We start from the raw sequence: 17,427 nt of genomic DNA on the forward strand, positions 1-17,427 counted from the left end.
GATTAATGTTCTCCTTTCTTAGAAGAATAATCGCGTTTACGTGGTGGAACAAGCGATACGTCTATATCTTCATAGTGGAAAATAGGCGCTCCGGTTGCTGGATCAAATTTAGCCATTGTAGTTTTCATCCACTCTTCATCATTTCGCTCTGGGAAATCAGGTTTGTAGTGAGCGCCACGGCTTTCATTACGATTCAATGCTCCTAACGTAATAACACGTGCTAAGTATAACATATTCTTCAATTGACGAGTAAATGATGCGCCTTGGTTTGACCAGCGTTGCGTATCATCCATATTAATATTTTCATATCTTTCAAGAAGCTCTTGGATTTTTTTATCTGTAGCCTCTAATTTATCGTTGTAACGAACAACTGTTACGTTGTCTGTCATCCACTCACCAAGCTCTTTGTGTAGCAAGTAGGCATTTTCAGTTCCACGCATAGCAAGTGTTGCATCCCATTTCTCTTGCTCTTCCTTCACTGCCTCTTCATAAATAGAAGCATCTAAATCGTCAGCATGAGAGTCTAGGGATTTCATATATTTTACTGCATTTGGACCGGCAACGCTTCCACCGAATACTGCAGAAAGTAATGAGTTAGCTCCTAAACGGTTTGCACCATGTTGAGAATAATCACATTCACCAGCTGCAAATAATCCAGGGATATTTGTCATTTGGTCATAGTCAACCCATAATCCACCCATTGAATAGTGAACTGCAGGGAAGATTTTCATTGGAACTTTACGAGGGTCATCACCTGTGAATTTCTCATAAATTTCGATAATTCCACCTAGTTTAACGTCTAGTTCATGTGGATCCTTATGGGAAAGATCAAGGTATACCATGTTTTCCCCGTTAATACCTAGCTTTTGGTTAACGCATACATCAAAGATTTCACGTGTTGCAATATCACGTGGTACTAAGTTACCGTATGCAGGATATTTTTCTTCTAAGAAGTACCATGGCTTACCATCTTTATATGTCCAGATACGTCCACCTTCTCCACGTGCTGATTCCGACATTAGTCGAAGCTTGTCGTCTCCAGGAATTGCTGTTGGGTGGATTTGAATGAATTCTCCATTTGCATAGTATGCACCTTGTTGATATACGATACTAGCTGCAGAACCAGTGTTAATAATAGAGTTTGTTGTTTTACCAAAGATAATCCCAGGTCCACCTGTTGCTAGAATAACAGCATCAGAACGGAATGCACGGATTTCCATAGATTGAAGGTTTTGCGCTTTAATACCACGGCAATGTCCGTTTTGGTCTTTAATAATACCCAGGAATTCCCAACCTTCATATTTTGTTACTAAACCTTCTACCTCGAAACGACGAACTTGCTCGTCAAGTGCGTAAAGCAATTGCTGACCAGTTGTCGCACCAGAGAAAGCTGTACGGTGATGAAGTGTACCACCAAAGCGACGGAAGTCTAAAAGACCTTCTGGAGTACGGTTGAACATAACTCCCATACGGTCGAATAAGTGAATAATTCCAGGAGCAGCGTCTGTCATTGCTTTTACTGGAGGTTGGTTAGCTAAGAAGTCTCCACCATATACAGTGTCATCTAAGTGAACTGCAGGTGAATCTCCCTCACCTTTTGTATTTACAGCCCCGTTTATTCCGCCTTGAGCACAAACAGAGTGTGAGCGTTTTACGGGAACTAATGAAAATAGATCTACTGGCGTACCTTCCTCGGCAGCCTTCATTGTTGCCATCAGTCCTGCTAGACCTCCACCGACAACAATCAGTTTATTCTTTGCCATTCTATCTCACTCCTCATTAATTAAGTAGTTTTAAAGTGTAGTAGGTTCTTATCTAAATGCCAGAAGCGCCTGTACACCAACTACAGATATCGCTATGAAGATTATTAAAGTTACATAAGTAGTGATTCTTTGTGATTTTGGAGATTGTGTAATTCCCCAGCTAATAAGGAAAGACCAAATTCCGTTTGCTAAGTGGAATGCCGCAGAGACAACCCCAGCAATATAGAAACCTAGCATCCAATTGTTTGCCAGAATTTCTTCCATCATATTAAAGTTAACTTCCTTCGCACCAATTGCTTTTTGGAAACGAGTTTCAAATACATGCCATGCGATAAATACAACTAAGAAAATACCGGTAAAACGTTGGAAAATGAATAACCAGTTTCTTAGGGTACCATATCTATTTGGATTATACTTAACCGTAAATGCGATATAAATACCATAGAAAGCATGGAATAGCAATGGAATGTAAATTACAAATATTTCCATCCAAATGAGGAACGGCATACTTTCCATAAACCCAACAGCATTGTTATAAGCCTCTTCTCCTCTTGTGGCAAAATGGTTTATTACTAAGTGAACCATTAAGAATGCTCCTACTGGAATAATACCAAGTAGAGAATGCAAACGACGCATGTAAAATTCGCGTTCTTTCGTCAACAAAATAACCCCCCTCAAATTGACATAAAACAAAAAGATTTATTATTTCGATAAAATAATTGTATCAATTTTGTTTATTGTCTTCATGTTTCGAATTTATGACATATCCATTGTACTCTCAACATTTTGGAGCGTCAAGGCATGTTTGGGCATTTTGCATATCTTTCCCTCTGTTTCCTCTATAACAGATTGTATCTTTTTTCACAAAGTATTCCTTTTCTCTAGAAAAAGTATTTATGCTAAAATAGAGTAGTAGTTTTGTTAAATTGCGTTGAAAGTAGGGTTGTACATGGGTGAAAGAGAAGAGTCCCAGGTTTCTACCTTCGGGTATGAGCTGTTAAGAGATCACGTTCTCACTTCCATTCTCGGGAAACATGAAAAAGATATTTTATATTGGGCGGGAAAAGATCTTGCTCGAAAATTTCCCCTTTATTCAATGGAAGAAGCTGTCTCATTCTTTCACGAAGCAGGTTGGGGAAAGCTTGAATTAGAGAAATCCACAAAGGATTCCTTGTCCTATCTTTTACATATGTATCATTTACCTCCTAGCGGAGTAAATAGATGCCATAGCTTGGAGGCGGGTTTTCTAGCTGAGCAACATCAAAAAATTGAGGGCTATCTGACAGAATGCTATGATGAGATTACAAAAAAGACAGGAATTGTCTCTTTTCTTATTAAATGGGATGCAAAAAGTAAATAACAAAGAAACTGCCAATCCATGATAACTGGATTGGCTTTTTTATCTGGAGCTTAGTTACTGATTGCCAAACCAAATTCCTCATGCAAAGCATTTGCCGCTTGAATCATATTTTCCTGTGGAACTACTACGGACACTTTTATTTCTGAGGTGCTGACCATTTTAATCGGCACATTTTCCTTTCTCAATCGATCAAACATTTGTGCAGCCACCCCCGGATTAGAGACCATACCTGAACCAACTATTGAAATTTTTGAAAGACCTACTTCAAAATCCGCAAAAGTAAAACCGAGTTGTCCCTTATGGGATTCTAAGACAGAAATCGCCTCCGCAAGGGATTCCTTTTTAATAGAGAAAGATACAGTAGGCTTTACACCGTCAATAATACTTTGGACAATAATATCCACATTTATATGATGATTTGCCAAGGTGGTAAATATGGAGGACAACGATCCATTGAAAGGCACCTCATATTCGATTGTTAACCGTACTATATCTGCTTCAAACGCTACTCCACGAACAATCAGGTTTTTTTCCAAATCTACTTCCTCCTTTAATATAGTACCTTCCCCTTCGTTATAACTCGCTCTAACCCTGAGAGGAATTTTATAGTTTTTGGCAAATTCAACTGCCCTCGGATGAAGCACACCTGCTCCCAAGTTAGCAAGTTCTAGCATTTCATCGTATTCTAACTGTTTTAGCTTTCTTGCATCTCTCACATACCTTGGATCGGACGTATACACACCATCCACGTCTGTATAGATATCGCAAATGTCTGCTTCAATTGCAGCTGCAATCGCTACTGCAGTGGTATCAGAGCCGCCTCTACCAAGCGTCGTAATAGCAGAGTCTTTTGTCATGCCTTGGAATCCTGCTACAATGACTACCTGTCCTTCTGATAAGTAGGATTGAATATTTTCTGATTCTAGTTTTTCAATTCGAGCATTTCTATGTACCTGGTCAGTTATAATGCCTGCTTGCCAACCAGTTAAGGAAATTGCTTTTATTCCAAGGGCATTTAATTGGATAGCCAATAAGGACATTGTTACCTGTTCTCCAGTTGATAGAAGCATATCCATCTCCCTTTTCACTGGTGTGTCCGTAATCTCTGCTGCTAGTTTTTCTAACTCATCCGTTGACTTGCCCATGGCTGACACAACGACAACAATTTGATGCCCCTTTTCTCTTTCTATTCGAATCCGTCTTGCTACATGCTCAATTTTTTCTATAGAACCTACAGATGTTCCTCCAAATTTCATGACAATTCTACTCACGTATTTTTCATCTCCCTTTTTTCTCTATGACATACGTCATCTCGGGTTAACCCCGAGTCTCTGTTGGGATAAAAAAAAGCTTTTCACATATTGTGAAAAGCTAACTCTCATACACGGTCAAAAAGATGTCCATTTGAGATAGCCCTCCAGAATATACATTCTGACAATCCTACATTTCTTAAACGCAGGACCAACATAGAATGAGAAAAGCCATCCTATATTTCGGCGAACAACCCTTTCCTCTACAATCGCAGGAACTTTTCTTCCTCCTGTAGATTACTCTTGTTGACTCGCACCTCTATCTTCACTGAAAAGTGAATATTAAGTTTTTACTAACATAACACAGTATTATTCGGAAGACAAGGAACTTTTTTGAAAATGCTCCACTAATTGTTCGGATAATTTAGCAGGAATACCAGCTTCCATAAATTCTTCCTTTGTAGCTGCTTCCATACGCTTTAAAGAGCCAAAATGCTTTAATAGCTGTTTTTTACGAGTAGGGCCTACTCCTGGAATACCATCTAAAGAAGAGGCAATTGTATGCTTTCCTCTTTGCTGCCTGTGGAAAGTGATAGCAAATCGATGGACCTCATCCTGGATACGCTGAAGAAGATAGAAAGCCTCACTAGTACGTTTCATTGGAATAATTGCAAGCGGATCGCCATAAAGAAGAGAGGAGGTTTGGTGCTTACCATCCTTAGCTAGACCTGCTATTGGAATATCTAATCCCAATTCATCCTCTATAATCTCCCTAGCCGCTTCTATTTGCCCTTTCCCTCCATCAATAATGATTAAGTCGGGAAGTGGAAGATCGTCCTTTAACACTCGTATATACCTTCTCCTTACAACCTCACGCATAGCACCATAATCATCGTGCTTTGCGGCAGTTCGTGTTTTATATTTACGATAATCTTTTTTATGTGCCTTTCCATCGACAAATACGACCATTGCAGATACAGCATCTGTTCCGTGAATATGAGAATTATCAAAAGCCTCTATCCGTTTAGGAGCAGCTATCCCCATTAGCTTACCAAGTTCCTCCACCGCTCCGATTGTTCGTTCTTCTTGTCTTTCAATTAAGTGAAACTTCTCTGTTAATGCAATTTCCGCATTTTTTTGTGCTAGGTCTACTAGGTTTTTCTTAGTACCCTTTTGCGGAACGATTACTTTCATTTGCAAGAGCTCCGTCGCAAGCTCTATATTTGTCGTAGCAGGAACGTATATTTCTTTCGGTTTAATATGCTCAGCCTTTGCATAAAACTGCCCTAGGAAGGTAAGAAACTCTTCTTCTGGATCACGATAAAGCGGGAATAGAGATACGTCTCTTTCTATTAGCTTACCTTGGCGAATAAAAAACACCTGCACACACATCCAACCCTTATCCACCTTGTAGCCAAAGATATCTCGATTTGTAAAATCATTCATCGTCATCTTTTGTTTTTCCATCACTTGGTCAATATGGGCAATCTGATCTCTATATTCTTTCGCCCTTTCAAATTCTAGATTCTCTGCTGCGTGATTCATTTTTTCCGTTAAGCTCTTTTTTACATCTCCATGGCCACCATTTAAAAAACTGATGATTCCTTGGATGATTTCCGTATAGTCATTGTCCTCAATATCATTCACACATGGAGCCAAACATTGACCAATATGATAATAGAGACACACCTTGTTTGGGAGCTTCTGACATTTGCGGAGGGGATATAAACGATCAAGCAGCTTTTTTGTTTCATATGCTGCATGGGCATTTGGATAAGGACCAAAGTATTTCCCTTTGTCCTTCTTAACCTGTCTAGTAATAATCAGCTTAGGATTTTTTTCAGCTGTAATTTTTATATATGGATACGTTTTGTCGTCCTTCAGCATGACGTTATATTTAGGGTCATGCTTTTTGATAAGATGAAGCTCTAAAATCAGTGCTTCTAGCTCGGTCGACGTTACGATATATTCAAAGTCAACGATTTCTTGTACTAATCTTTGGGTCTTTCCATCATGTGAACCGGTAAAATAGGAACGTACTCGGTTCTTTAATACCTTGGCTTTTCCGACATAAATAATAGTGCCCTGTCTGTCCTTCATCAGGTAACAGCCGGGCTGGTCAGGTAAAATGGCACATTTCTGTTGAATTAATTCGTTCATTTCATCACCTTTTAAGAAAAGCACAAGCGCCTATGTCTGTCCCGATAAGTAAATGGGGAACAGTAAGGAGACCACACCACCACAACTGTGGCACAAGTAATCTCGAGGGGTCAAGGCGCTGGAGCTAGACTAGAATTATATACTTTCTTGTCTTTAAAAAAACCGGGCGCCTAAAAGGACCCGGTTTTATTTATTAAGCATTTTTTTCTACAAATTGAGCTAATGCTTCTTTTGGTTGGAAGCCTACCACTTTATCTACTGGCTTACCATCTTTGAATAATACTAGTGTAGGGATAGACATGATACCAAATTCGCTAGCAGTAGCTTGGTTTTCATCTACGTCTACTTTTACGATTTTCACTTTATCGCTCATTTCAGCATCTAATTCCTCAAGTACTGGAGCGATCATTTTACATGGTCCGCACCAAGTCGCCCAGAAATCTACTAATACTAATCCGTTTTCTACTTCTTGATTGAAGGTTTGATCTGTACCGTGAACAATTGCCATTTTTATATTCCTCCTTTGGTAACTCTAAGTAAGATTATAGCAGACAAAAAAAGCTAGTTCTACATTTTAGCTTAGAGGTATCATTCTATACTTTCAATCAGTAAAAGTCCATATTGCGATATTGTAATTTACCCTTTTGGCTAGTTGATAAACTGGTTTTAAAGACAATGGAATATACGTATGAAGGATTTATGTTAGGCAATAAATAATTAAGATAAATAATGGCTCATGTCACTATTATAAGAAAAGAAGAAACAAGTATATTGCGCTCTCTTGCGAACGCTTTCCGTGAGGCCAACAGGATGTTGGTCAGGAAAACGTTGTCACACGATGTGACGTTTTTAGTTTTCCCTCCCAAAAATAAGCCATCACCGAACGCTTGCGTGTGCCGTTGTAATGTCTCAACTGTCTCACTCATCCCACTGGAGTCGTCGCTGTTCGCTTCTTTACTATAAGAATCAGCTTGACCAAATGAGCAGTTGCTTATTCACTAGTAAACTATAAAGAAATAGATTGAAAACTCCAATATAAATTCAGCTATTCTTATTGGCTTCTGAGCTGCTCTGAGAAGGCTCCTGAACGTAACATTTGGAAATGTTGTTTATATGATTTATAAGTCTTTATTGCTGTTCTAAATCAGCTCGCTTCCACTTTTTCCTTGCAAAAGTTCCCACAATTAATAAAATAACTGCATTGATAATCAAAAGACCACCAAAAGTAAGCCCCGCCACAGCGCCTGCAATTCCATCTCCAACATTACGACCAACGTTATTCATTGTCAGAACTAGAACTATTGGGGAAGAAATAATAAAAATAACACCTGCCATTATCCATACCGACCAATTCAATCTTGATAAAAAAATCACAAATACATTAAGAATAAAGAGAACTAAAACGAATATAACCAAAGAATTCATAAAAAACCTCCTTAAATATATTTTTAATAAATATACCATTAAATCTGGATAATATTAGACATCCAAATCGCGATTTATGAATATTAAAGAAGGTTTATATATTAAATCCAAACTTCTTCAAAATATAAAAACTTGTAACATAAACGATTAGAAGAGCAATTAACGAGTATAAAAGGTTTTTAGGCACTAATGTATTGGCTATGTTAATTTATATTGTTGTTTTAACATAAAAACTCAGAGTTGCCCCTGATTTACGGGTCAACTCTGTATCGTCAACCAACTCTTGACGTAGTATCTGTTAATTTACATTTTTAGTTATTCATCTGATTTAATGATGTTCTTCTTGTGAGAAATGCAATTATACATAACAGAATGCCTAATGACCCCGTTCCCAATGGAAATACTAAAGGAAAGATGAATGAAGGATACACCTTCGTAATGTCTGAATAATAGCCCATACTCATTAACGATGCACCCGCCTCGTTTATTAGACGAACCGCAAGTGGATTTTTATTTCGCTTTTCATAGGAAACTTCTTCTTCGGTAATATCACCTTGCTTATCAATCCAAATAATTTTCCATCTACGATGGTTCATTGCTTCATCATCGTCTGTGAGACGTTGTACGATGGCTATCTTTTCGTTAACAGTTAAAATATCGAGCCAAGAAAAATAACGGCTTCCTCTATCACGATTTGAGAGCCAGATTTCGTCTGCTTGTGAGACTTCTTTACCATCAACTAATAGATGAAGTTTCACGATATCTCCAGCTTCTACTCTTTCTTCTTTATCCCATAGGATTAAACTTCCCTTTTTACCAGTTTGTTCTTCAACTATCTCTATGGTGCGACCGTTGATTTCAATTTCCTGCACATCGATAGTTGAGGGGTAGCCTTGCTCAGTATATGCATGTTCGATTTTATAGCGACTATTTAGATTCCAATCGATTACTATTTCTCTTAGTATTTGAAATAATGGTATCGCTGAAATAACCAATAGGATAAGACTAATAATTAATAACTTTTTCTTCATTTCACCCCTCCTTGATAACTGCCAATATTCGAGGATAATATACTCAAAATCGATACGTTCTTAATGAACGATAAGTTTCATTAATTGGTAATAAACAACTGTCTACTATTATTTTGCTGATGGAACCATCATCACTTCTGTGCTTCACAATTTCGAGGAATTGAAACCAACTCAAATTCGACTGTGATAGCTATCCATGTTTTGGAGTTATGAATCTGCGATAAATGATTACGATGATAACCAAAAAACGATGACAAAAATTTTACCACCACATAATAAAGAGCATCGAATCGAAATTCGATGCCCTTTCGTTTATTTACGCATTCACTTTAAGTTTTTTGAATTCCTCTGTTAGCATTGGGATTACTTCGAATAGATCTCCAACGATTCCGTAGTCAGCAACTTTAAAGATGTTTGCTTCTGGGTCTTTGTTGATTGCAACGATAATTTTAGAGTTAGACATACCTGCTAAATGTTGAATTGCTCCAGAGATACCTGCTGCAATATAAAGGTCTGGTGTTACTACTTTACCAGTTTGCCCGATTTGTAGTGAATAATCACAGTAGTCAGCGTCACAAGCTCCACGAGAAGCACCAACAGCTCCACCTAATACATCCGCAAGCTCTTTTAGCGGGCCAAAGCCTTCTTCACTTTTCACACCACGTCCACCAGCGATAACAACCTTCGCTTCTGAAAGATCTACACCCTCAGATGATTTGCGAACTACTTCTTTAATGATAGTACGTAGGTTTGTAATATCTACTGATAGAGATGATAAGTCTGCAGATTTGCTGTCATCTTTTGCAAGAGGAGCAATGTTGTTTGGACGAATGGTAAGGAAATCAATGCCATCCTTCACTTTTACTTTTTCAAATGCTTTACCGGAGTAGATTGGACGGATATATACTGCATCATCTCCTTCTCCTTCAATAGCAGTTACATCCGAAACCAATCCGATTTGTAGCTTGCTTGCGATTTTTGGAGAAAGATCTTTTCCTAGTGCAGTATGTCCAAAAACAATGGACTCAGGATTTTCTTGCTCAATAACAGCCATAAATGCTTGCCCAAAGCCGTCAGATGTATATTGCTTTAAATGTGGGTGCTCCACAGTAATGACACGGTCAGCCCCATATTTGCCTAACTCAGCAGCTAAGTCTTGAACAGCGTCTCCAAGTAAAACAGCTACTACCTCTCCGCCACCAGAAATTTGCTTTGCAGCAGCGATTGCTTCATATGATACGTTACGAAGTGCACCTTCACGTGCTTCCCCTAAAACTAAAACTTTTTTAGACATGTTTTGTTCCTCCCATTTTGTTAATGACATATTCGAGATAGATACTTGTAAGCTAGAAACGTATCTATTAAACTACTTTTGCTTCAGAGTGAAGTAAGTGAACTAACTCTTTCACTTGATTTGCTAGCTCTCCCTCTAACACTTTTCCAGCTTCCTTTTTAGGAGGTAGATAGATTTCGATTGTTTCTGTTTTTGCTTCTACGTCATCTTCATCGATATCAAGGTCATCTAATTCGATTTCTTCTAGAGGTTTTTTCTTCGCCTTCATAATTCCTGGTAAAGAAGGATAGCGAGGTTCGTTTAATCCTTGTTGAGCAGTTACTAAAAGTGGTAAGGAAGTTTCTAATACTTCTGTGTCCCCTTCCACATCACGTTTAATAGTAGCTGTTGTTCCGTTAATTTCTAGGTTTGTAATAGTAGTTACATAGTTAATGCCTAGTAATTCAGCAACTCGTGGTCCAACTTGACCAGAACCGCCATCAATTGCAACATTACCAGCCAGGATCAAATCTGCATCTTTATCCTTCAAGTATTCTGCAATGATATGCGCTGCAGTAAATTGGTCCATTTCTTCCACATCATCTTCTGTATTGATAAGGACTGCTTTATCTGCACCCATAGCTAGAGCTGTACGAAGTTGCTTTTCTGCATCTTCTCCGCCCATTGTGATAACTGTTACTTCTCCGCCGTGTGCGTCACGAACTTGGATTGCTTCTTCGATTGCATACTCATCGTAAGGATTGATGATGAATTCAGCACCATCTTCTTGAATTTTCCCCCCGCTTACAACGATTTTCTCCTCCGTATCAAATGTACGTTTCACTAAAACATAAATGTTCATGTTAGCATCCTCCTTTGATTATTTACCTCTAAAAACAGGTTGTCTCTTTTCAATAAAAGCTGAAATCCCTTCCTTGGCGTCCTCAGAGACAAAGACAGTTCCAAATGAATCGGCTTCGGCTTTCACCCCTTCATGGTAGGAAGCAGGCTTCACATATTGAAGCATTTTAAGCGCTTCTTTCACAGCAATCGGGCTCTTTTTGGCAATCTTTACAGCCAGTTCGTTTGCTCGATCAAAAAGCTCCTCTTCCTTATAAGCATGATTTGCTAGACCAAGTCTTGCGGCCTCTTCCCCACTTATTGGCTCGCTAGTGAGCAGCATTTCTGCTGCTTTCGCAAATCCTACATATCGAGGAAGTCTTTGAGTCCCTGCGAATCCAGGTATCAAGCCTAATTGAAGCTCTGGTAGCCCAAGCTTAGCTGTCTCTGAAACTAGTCGAATATGACAGCTCATTGCTAGCTCAAGACCGCCACCTAAGGCAGCACCATGGATAGCAGCAATTACTGGCTTAGAGAATGTCTCGACACGTTCAAAAATCGCTTGACCACTAGCAGCTAGCTCTGAAAACTCTTTGCCACTTGTTACTTGTGTAAATTCCTTAATGTCCGCCCCTGCTGAGAAAAAGCGTCCTTCGCCTTTAAGCAAGATAACTCGAACATTTTCATCGTTTTCCACAGCATCTAACAGGCTATTTACTTCTAAAATTACACCCCTTGCTAAAGCGTTTGCTGGTGGACGATTAAGTGTAACCGTTGCTACATGATCTTCCACTGTCCATGACAAAAATTCCATTTGCTCACATCCTCTTTTAGCTTTTAATACCATTTAATAGGAGACGGTGTACCTTGCTTGTTTGGGCAACCAAATCATATTTATACTCATTCATCACCCAAGTGGTTGTCGTCTCATCAATTGTACCAAAAACCATTTGTCTCGCTAAACGAATATCCACTGAATATTCGAACTCCTTATTTTCTATTCCTTCTTTTAGGATAGAATCCAAGAGAACAAGGTAATTTTTGAGAATTGCATTAATGCGAATTCGTAAAGCAAGATTTGATTGTCTTAGCTCCAACTGAGTAACAGTTGCTAAATGATGATTTTCAGAAAGCACGGTGAAATGATTCTCAATCATCTTATATAATTTTTCAGAAGCGCTAATATCCTCTTTTAGAATTTCTTTTAGGTTATCAGCAAACACTTCCATCTTTTCTTCAAAGACAGATATTAAAATATCCTCTTTGTTTTTGAAATATAAGTAAATTGTTCCGTCCGCAACTCCAGCTTGCTTTGCAATTTTAGATACTTGTGATTGGTGATATCCGTTTTCTGCGATAACTATGATTGCTGCGTCGATAATTTGCTTATACTTAGGTTTGTCCTTCTTCAATGAATCCACCACCAAAATAAAAATATGAATGATGATTCATTCATATTTTTATTTTATATTCAATTTTTTCTTCTGTCAATCTTCAAATTAACTCGGCACTGCTTCCTTCTCCGCTTTTTCTTTTTCCTCAGCGATCAGACTTCTTCTTAATATCTTTCCTACTGCTGTTTTTGGAAGCTCGGTCCTAAATTCATATAATCTAGGCACTTTATATGCAGCAAGATTTTCTCTGCAATGTTTATTTAATTCTTCCTCAGTTGCAGTTTTTCCTTCTTTTAATACAATATACGCCTTAACTGTTTCTCCACGATACGGATCAGGCACACCTGCCACAACACATTCCTGTATTGCAGGATGCTCATATAGCACTTCTTCCACATCACGAGGGTAAATATTAAAGCCTCCCGCAATAATTAAATCTTTTTTACGGTCAACTACAAAAAAGTAACCGTTTTCATCCATGTACCCTAAATCACCTGTCAAAAGCCATCCATCTCTCATCGTCGCTTCTGTTTCCTCAGGTCTGTTCCAATAGCCTTTCATTACTTGAGGTCCTTTAATAGCGATTTCACCTATCTCTCCAAGTGGGAGCGGGTCTGTTGAATCTATACCAAAAATTCGCACGTCGGTATCAGGCCATGGTAATCCAATAGACCCCTTTACACGTGCATTACGATCGTAGATTAGATTTGCATGAGTCACTGGAGATGTTTCCGTTAAGCCGTAGCCCTCCACCAAGTTACCACCAGTTATCGTCTCAAATTGCTCTTGTATTTCTATTGGTAATGCTGCAGAACCACTCATACATGCTTGAATAGAGGATAAATCATACTTCTTTACATCTGGATGATTTAAGATACCTATATACATAGTTGGTGCTCCCGGGAAAAGAGTAGGTTTTTGCTTATGAATTGCTTTTAAAGCAGTTTCCACATCAAATTTTGGTATAAGTACCATCTTGTTTCCTTGCATGACTGATAACACAAGCACTGTTGTCAGCCCATACACGTGGAAGAAAGGTAGCATAGCTAAGACGATTTCTTCCCCTGGTTTACATTTATATAGCCATGCATTACACATAGACGCGTTTGCAACCATGTTTTTATGCGTTAACATAACACCCTTCGGAAACCCTGTTGTTCCTCCAGTGTATTGTAGCAAGGCAAGGTCTTCTTCAAAATTAAAAGGGACATCAATAGTATCTGTTTTATTTATTTTCATAATTTCTGTAAATAAATGATTCATTCCACGATGTTCTACTTTTACACTAAAGCCATATTGTTTCTTCTGGATAAAAGGATAGATGAGATTTTTCGGGAACGGCAAATAGTCTTTAATTCCTGTAATAATCACATTTTCCAGATCAGTTTCCTTTAATACCTTTGTTACCCTAGGAAATAAGATATCCATAGCAAGTATAACCTTTGCACCAGAGTCTTTCATTTGATAAGAAAGCTCGCGTTCCGTGTATAAAGGATTTGTTTGCACTACTATAGCCCCAGCGTAAAGTATTCCATAGTAGCCTATTACTCCTTGTGGACAGTTTGGTAGCATAATAGCTACACGGTCACCAGGTTTGATTCCTAATGACACCAAGTAATTTGCAAACTTCATTGAAGACTCATATAGCTCTTTGTACGTTACATCTCTCCCCATGAAATGTATTGCTACCTTCGACGGAAACCTTTTATAAGCTCGAGTTAAGTACTCCTGAACCGGAATAGATTCGTAGTCGAGCGAATGCGGGATTTCTGGCGGGTAGTGAGAAAGCCATGGTTTTTCAGTCATTTGTTTGCCCCCTTTGTTCGATTTTAATAGAGTGAATATTCCTATTTTTAATTATAGATAAAAATGAATGACAATTCAATTCTTAAAATAAAAAAGACTGTTTATCCGCTAGTTCAGTTGAAGGAGCGAGTATAAACAGTCTTGATAAATGAGCGGTTAACTTATTCTATTAGTTTAATGCTAAATATATTATACCTACCACGACAAAAATAACGCAGACAACCATTAAAACTTTCGACAATTTTTCCATGTAAGCCTCTCCTACTATATACTTGCTCCTATTACGAAGGACAATCCAACCGAAATTACCAAGGAGATAAAGCCGACAGAGCGATTATCCTTTGCTATCTCCTGATCAACATTAAAAGAAGGGGTTAGAAATTCAAAAAGCAAATATGCAATGATTAGTAGAGTGAAACCATAGAGGCCCCACCCGAGCATTTCTAATAAGGTGTTATGTTCCTCTATGGAATATTTGAAAATATTACACACACCAAAAATCTTACCCCCTGTTGCCATTGCAACAGAGACGTTACCTTTTTTTATTTCTTCCCAATTTCGATACCTAGTCACGATTTCGAACAGGACCATGGATACTACAAGGCAGAGTATAACGACACTAAAATAACCTGCAGCTTCGACTAAAGGATTGGACCAAAAACTAGACAGTAACATTTACTCACTAACCCCTTCACTTTTTTCCTCTTTACGAAAAATAAAGAGAAAAAGTTCCCAGTTATTATTTTTATTATTTTAATTCTACCACGGTCACACCATGGCCTCCCTCTCCAGCTTCACCAAAACGATAGCTTTTCACACGAGAGTGATTTTTCAAGTACTGCTGAATAGCCTGCCTTAGTACTCCGGTGCCCTTCCCATGAATGATGGAGACTCTTGGATAATTAGCTAATACCGCATCGTCAATATACTTCTCCGTACGTATAATCGCATCCTCATAGCGCTCGCCGCGTAAATCAAGCTCCAGCTTTACATGTGTATCTCTACCTCTTACCGCGTTAACAGAAACAGTCTGTTTTTGTTTTTCAGGCTTCATATACTCGAGATCTGATTCATCCAGTTTCATTTTTAGCATACCAATCTGAACGGACCATTCCGTATCAGACAGTTTTTCTAAAAGCGTTCCTTTTTGTCCAAAGCTTAGTACCTTCACCTCATCCCCTGGCTTCAATACTCTTTGCTGTTCCTTCAGCTTTTTCTGCTTTTTCAGAACAGGATTATTTGGAAGTGCTGATTCTAAACGTTTCTTCGCATCAATCAGCTCATGCTCTTTGACAAGCTTGTGGGTGTTGGCTTGCATTTTACGCAGCTCGGAAATAATCTCGTCTGCCTCTCTCCGTGCATCCTCCACAATTTTTTTCGCCTTATCCTTCGCCTTCTGCTCTAATTTTTCTTTTTTGTCTTCCAGTTCAGCAAGCCTTTCCTCTAAGTCCTGCTTTAGCTGTTTTGCGTTGTCTAACTGTTTTTCTGTTTCTTCTGCATCTCGTTCAGCCTGTCTTCTACTTTCCTCTAAGGAAGCGATCATTGAATTAACTTCCCCGCGATCAGTACCCGTGTAGGATTGGGCTTGATTGATAATAAAAGGTGGAAGACCCAGTCGTTCAGAAATCTCAAATGCATTACTTCTTCCAGGAACTCCTAATAGCAACTTATAAGTTGGACTAAGTGTTTCCACATCAAATTCAACGCTGGCATTTATTACACCTGGACGATTATAGCCATATGCCTTCAGCTCAGGATAATGCGTGGTTGCCATTACTCTAGCACCTGTCCCATGAACAGCATCTAAAATGGCAATAGCTAGTGCCGCACCCTCTTGAGGGTCAGTACCAGCACCAAGCTCATCAAAAAGTATTAAGGAACGGTCATTATATTTCTTTAAAATGTCTACGATGTTCACCATATGAGAGGAGAAAGTACTTAAGCTTTGCTCAATCGATTGCTCATCTCCTATATCGGCAAATACTGATTCAAACATCGATACTTCTGAGCCATCTAAAGCGGGAATAGGAATTCCACTTTGAGCCATTAATGTACAAATACCAACTGTTTTTAAGGTTACCGTTTTACCACCAGTATTGGGACCGGTGATGACAACAGCTGTATAATCTTTCCCAAACTCAATTGTATTTGGGACTGCAACATCTTTTGTAATTAAAGGATGTCTCGCCTTTATTAAACGAATATACCCTTGGTCGTTAATCGTAGGCATTGTACATTTTTCCGCTTGTCCATACTTTGCTTTGGCAAGGATAGCATCTATCTCCCCAAGTATGTTTACTAAAAGGAAAATGTCATGTCCTACCTCTGCCACTTCACCTGTAAGACGCAGAAGGATTCGCTCGATCTCCTCCTGCTCCTTTACCTTTAGACTCCGTATTTCATTATTTAATTGAACAACAGCAGACGGCTCAATAAATAACGTTTGACCGGAAGCAGATTGGTCATGAATAATCCCACCATAGTGACTGCGATATTCAGATTTTACTGGGATTACATATCTATCATTACGTATTGTGATGATGGAATCAGAAAGCATTTTAGATGCATTTGCTCCACGAGTGTAGCTTTCTAATTTTTCACGTACACGACTTACTTGTATTCTTAGTTGTTGTCTAATGGACCGTAGTGTTTGGCTTGCGCTGTCCAACACTCCCCCATTTTCATCGATACAATCATTGATTTCATGCTCTAACGCAGTCAGAATAGGTAGTGCATCCTTTTTTTCTAGAAAATGAGGAATAGAAACTGCTTCCTTCTCCACTACATCCTCTAGGAAATTGCGTAGTATCTTGCTTGCACGAATAGTGCTTGCTGTTTCCATTAATTCCACCGGGCTTAGCATTCCGCCAATTTGTGCTCTCTTCGCATGTGGGCGAACATCTGTAATTCCACCCATTGGTACATTTCCTTTTATGCGTAGAATCGTTAGTCCTTCGTCCATTTCCTCTAGCAGCTTTTTCACCTGTGCAAGATCTATGGACGGTACAAGATTTTCTATATGTGATTTTCCGAGAGAGGACGTGCAATAGGCTGCTACCTCTTCGCGAACCTTGTAGAATTCTAATGTTTTCAGTGCTCTTTCTGCTATCACAAGAGACACCTCC

The 17,427-nt window shown here is 38.8% G+C and carries 15 protein-coding genes and 1 riboswitch; of the genes, 1 reads left to right on the plus strand and 14 read right to left on the minus strand.

The window, feature by feature from the left end; all coding sequences use genetic code 11:
* Positions 1-2 precede the first annotated feature (2 nt).
* A complete protein-coding gene (gene sdhA, locus AC1VU3_RS10890; protein WP_480387430.1) occupies positions 3-1,763 on the minus strand; it encodes a succinate dehydrogenase flavoprotein subunit in 1,761 nt (586 codons plus the stop codon).
* A 48-nt stretch (positions 1,764-1,811) separates the two neighbouring features.
* The gene (locus AC1VU3_RS10895) at positions 1,812-2,423 is read right to left on the minus strand and encodes a succinate dehydrogenase cytochrome b558 subunit (protein ID WP_480387429.1); all 612 of its coding nucleotides are present in this window, start codon (positions 2,421-2,423) and stop codon (positions 1,812-1,814) included.
* 289 nt (positions 2,424-2,712) lie between these two features.
* On the opposite strand from AC1VU3_RS10895, the gene AC1VU3_RS10900 reads away from it, so the two are divergent.
* Positions 2,713-3,123: a YslB family protein gene (locus AC1VU3_RS10900; RefSeq protein WP_480387428.1), complete on the plus strand. Its 411-nt coding sequence runs from the start codon at positions 2,713-2,715 to the stop codon at positions 3,121-3,123.
* Between the two features lie 50 nt (positions 3,124-3,173).
* Here AC1VU3_RS10900 and AC1VU3_RS10905 read toward each other — a convergent pair whose 3' ends face one another.
* The 12 genes from AC1VU3_RS10905 to AC1VU3_RS10960 form a co-directional block, all read right to left on the minus strand.
* Complete coding sequence (locus AC1VU3_RS10905; RefSeq protein ID WP_482983486.1) at positions 3,174-4,394, minus strand: aspartate kinase; 1,221 nt, start codon at positions 4,392-4,394, stop codon at positions 3,174-3,176.
* Between the two features lie 131 nt (positions 4,395-4,525).
* Positions 4,526-4,703, minus strand: a riboswitch (Lysine riboswitch).
* Between the two features lie 39 nt (positions 4,704-4,742).
* Entirely contained in the window at positions 4,743-6,533 is a 1,791-nt protein-coding gene (uvrC, locus tag AC1VU3_RS10910; protein WP_482983487.1) for an excinuclease ABC subunit UvrC, read from the minus strand.
* A 193-nt stretch (positions 6,534-6,726) separates the two neighbouring features.
* Positions 6,727-7,047: a thioredoxin gene (gene trxA, locus AC1VU3_RS10915; RefSeq protein ID WP_480387718.1), complete on the minus strand. Its 321-nt coding sequence runs from the start codon at positions 7,045-7,047 to the stop codon at positions 6,727-6,729.
* A gap of 614 nt (positions 7,048-7,661) precedes the next feature.
* On the minus strand, positions 7,662-7,958 hold the full coding sequence (locus tag AC1VU3_RS10920) for a hypothetical protein (protein ID WP_482983488.1): 297 nt from the start codon (positions 7,956-7,958) through the stop codon (positions 7,662-7,664).
* Between the two features lie 311 nt (positions 7,959-8,269).
* Complete coding sequence (locus AC1VU3_RS10925; protein ID WP_482983489.1) at positions 8,270-8,989, minus strand: hypothetical protein; 720 nt, start codon at positions 8,987-8,989, stop codon at positions 8,270-8,272.
* Between the two features lie 316 nt (positions 8,990-9,305).
* On the minus strand, positions 9,306-10,283 hold the full coding sequence (locus AC1VU3_RS10930; protein WP_482983490.1) for an electron transfer flavoprotein subunit alpha/FixB family protein: 978 nt from the start codon (positions 10,281-10,283) through the stop codon (positions 9,306-9,308).
* 67 nt (positions 10,284-10,350) lie between these two features.
* The gene (locus AC1VU3_RS10935; protein WP_482983491.1) at positions 10,351-11,124 is read right to left on the minus strand and encodes an electron transfer flavoprotein subunit beta/FixA family protein; all 774 of its coding nucleotides are present in this window, start codon (positions 11,122-11,124) and stop codon (positions 10,351-10,353) included.
* An 18-nt stretch (positions 11,125-11,142) separates the two neighbouring features.
* A complete protein-coding gene (locus AC1VU3_RS10940; protein ID WP_482983492.1) occupies positions 11,143-11,916 on the minus strand; it encodes an enoyl-CoA hydratase in 774 nt (257 codons plus the stop codon).
* 16 nt (positions 11,917-11,932) lie between these two features.
* Positions 11,933-12,514, minus strand: coding sequence for a TetR/AcrR family transcriptional regulator (locus tag AC1VU3_RS10945; RefSeq protein ID WP_482983493.1), 582 nt, complete (start codon positions 12,512-12,514; stop codon positions 11,933-11,935).
* 87 nt (positions 12,515-12,601) lie between these two features.
* Positions 12,602-14,302, minus strand: a complete 1,701-nt coding sequence (locus tag AC1VU3_RS10950) for a long-chain-fatty-acid--CoA ligase (RefSeq protein WP_482983494.1) — start codon at positions 14,300-14,302, stop codon at positions 12,602-12,604.
* 264 nt (positions 14,303-14,566) lie between these two features.
* Positions 14,567-14,977 (minus strand): DUF350 domain-containing protein, encoded by a 411-nt coding sequence (locus tag AC1VU3_RS10955; protein ID WP_480387418.1) that lies wholly within the window; start codon positions 14,975-14,977, stop codon positions 14,567-14,569.
* 73 nt (positions 14,978-15,050) lie between these two features.
* Positions 15,051-17,414, minus strand: a complete 2,364-nt coding sequence (locus AC1VU3_RS10960; protein WP_480387417.1) for an endonuclease MutS2 — start codon at positions 17,412-17,414, stop codon at positions 15,051-15,053.
* Positions 17,415-17,427 lie beyond the last annotated feature (13 nt).

The organism is Psychrobacillus sp. Z16_25 (assembly GCF_056856695.1).

What these genes read in the sequence shown, in the direction of transcription:
- sdhA (WP_480387430.1), bottom strand. Translation starts at nt 1,763, where the DNA reads ATGGCAAAGAATAAACTGATTGTTGTCGGTGGAGGTCTAGCAGGACTG.
- AC1VU3_RS10900 (WP_480387428.1), top strand. Translation starts at nt 2,713, where the DNA reads ATGGGTGAAAGAGAAGAGTCCCAGGTTTCTACCTTCGGGTATGAGCTG.
- uvrC (WP_482983487.1), bottom strand. Translation starts at nt 6,533, where the DNA reads ATGAACGAATTAATTCAACAGAAATGTGCCATTTTACCTGACCAGCCC.
- AC1VU3_RS10920 (WP_482983488.1), bottom strand. Translation starts at nt 7,958, where the DNA reads ATGAATTCTTTGGTTATATTCGTTTTAGTTCTCTTTATTCTTAATGTA.
- AC1VU3_RS10925 (WP_482983489.1), bottom strand. Translation starts at nt 8,989, where the DNA reads ATGAAGAAAAAGTTATTAATTATTAGTCTTATCCTATTGGTTATTTCA.
- AC1VU3_RS10930 (WP_482983490.1), bottom strand. Translation starts at nt 10,283, where the DNA reads ATGTCTAAAAAAGTTTTAGTTTTAGGGGAAGCACGTGAAGGTGCACTT.
- AC1VU3_RS10935 (WP_482983491.1), bottom strand. Translation starts at nt 11,124, where the DNA reads ATGAACATTTATGTTTTAGTGAAACGTACATTTGATACGGAGGAGAAA.
- AC1VU3_RS10940 (WP_482983492.1), bottom strand. Translation starts at nt 11,916, where the DNA reads ATGGAATTTTTGTCATGGACAGTGGAAGATCATGTAGCAACGGTTACA.
- AC1VU3_RS10950 (WP_482983494.1), bottom strand. Translation starts at nt 14,302, where the DNA reads ATGACTGAAAAACCATGGCTTTCTCACTACCCGCCAGAAATCCCGCAT.
- AC1VU3_RS10955 (WP_480387418.1), bottom strand. Translation starts at nt 14,977, where the DNA reads ATGTTACTGTCTAGTTTTTGGTCCAATCCTTTAGTCGAAGCTGCAGGT.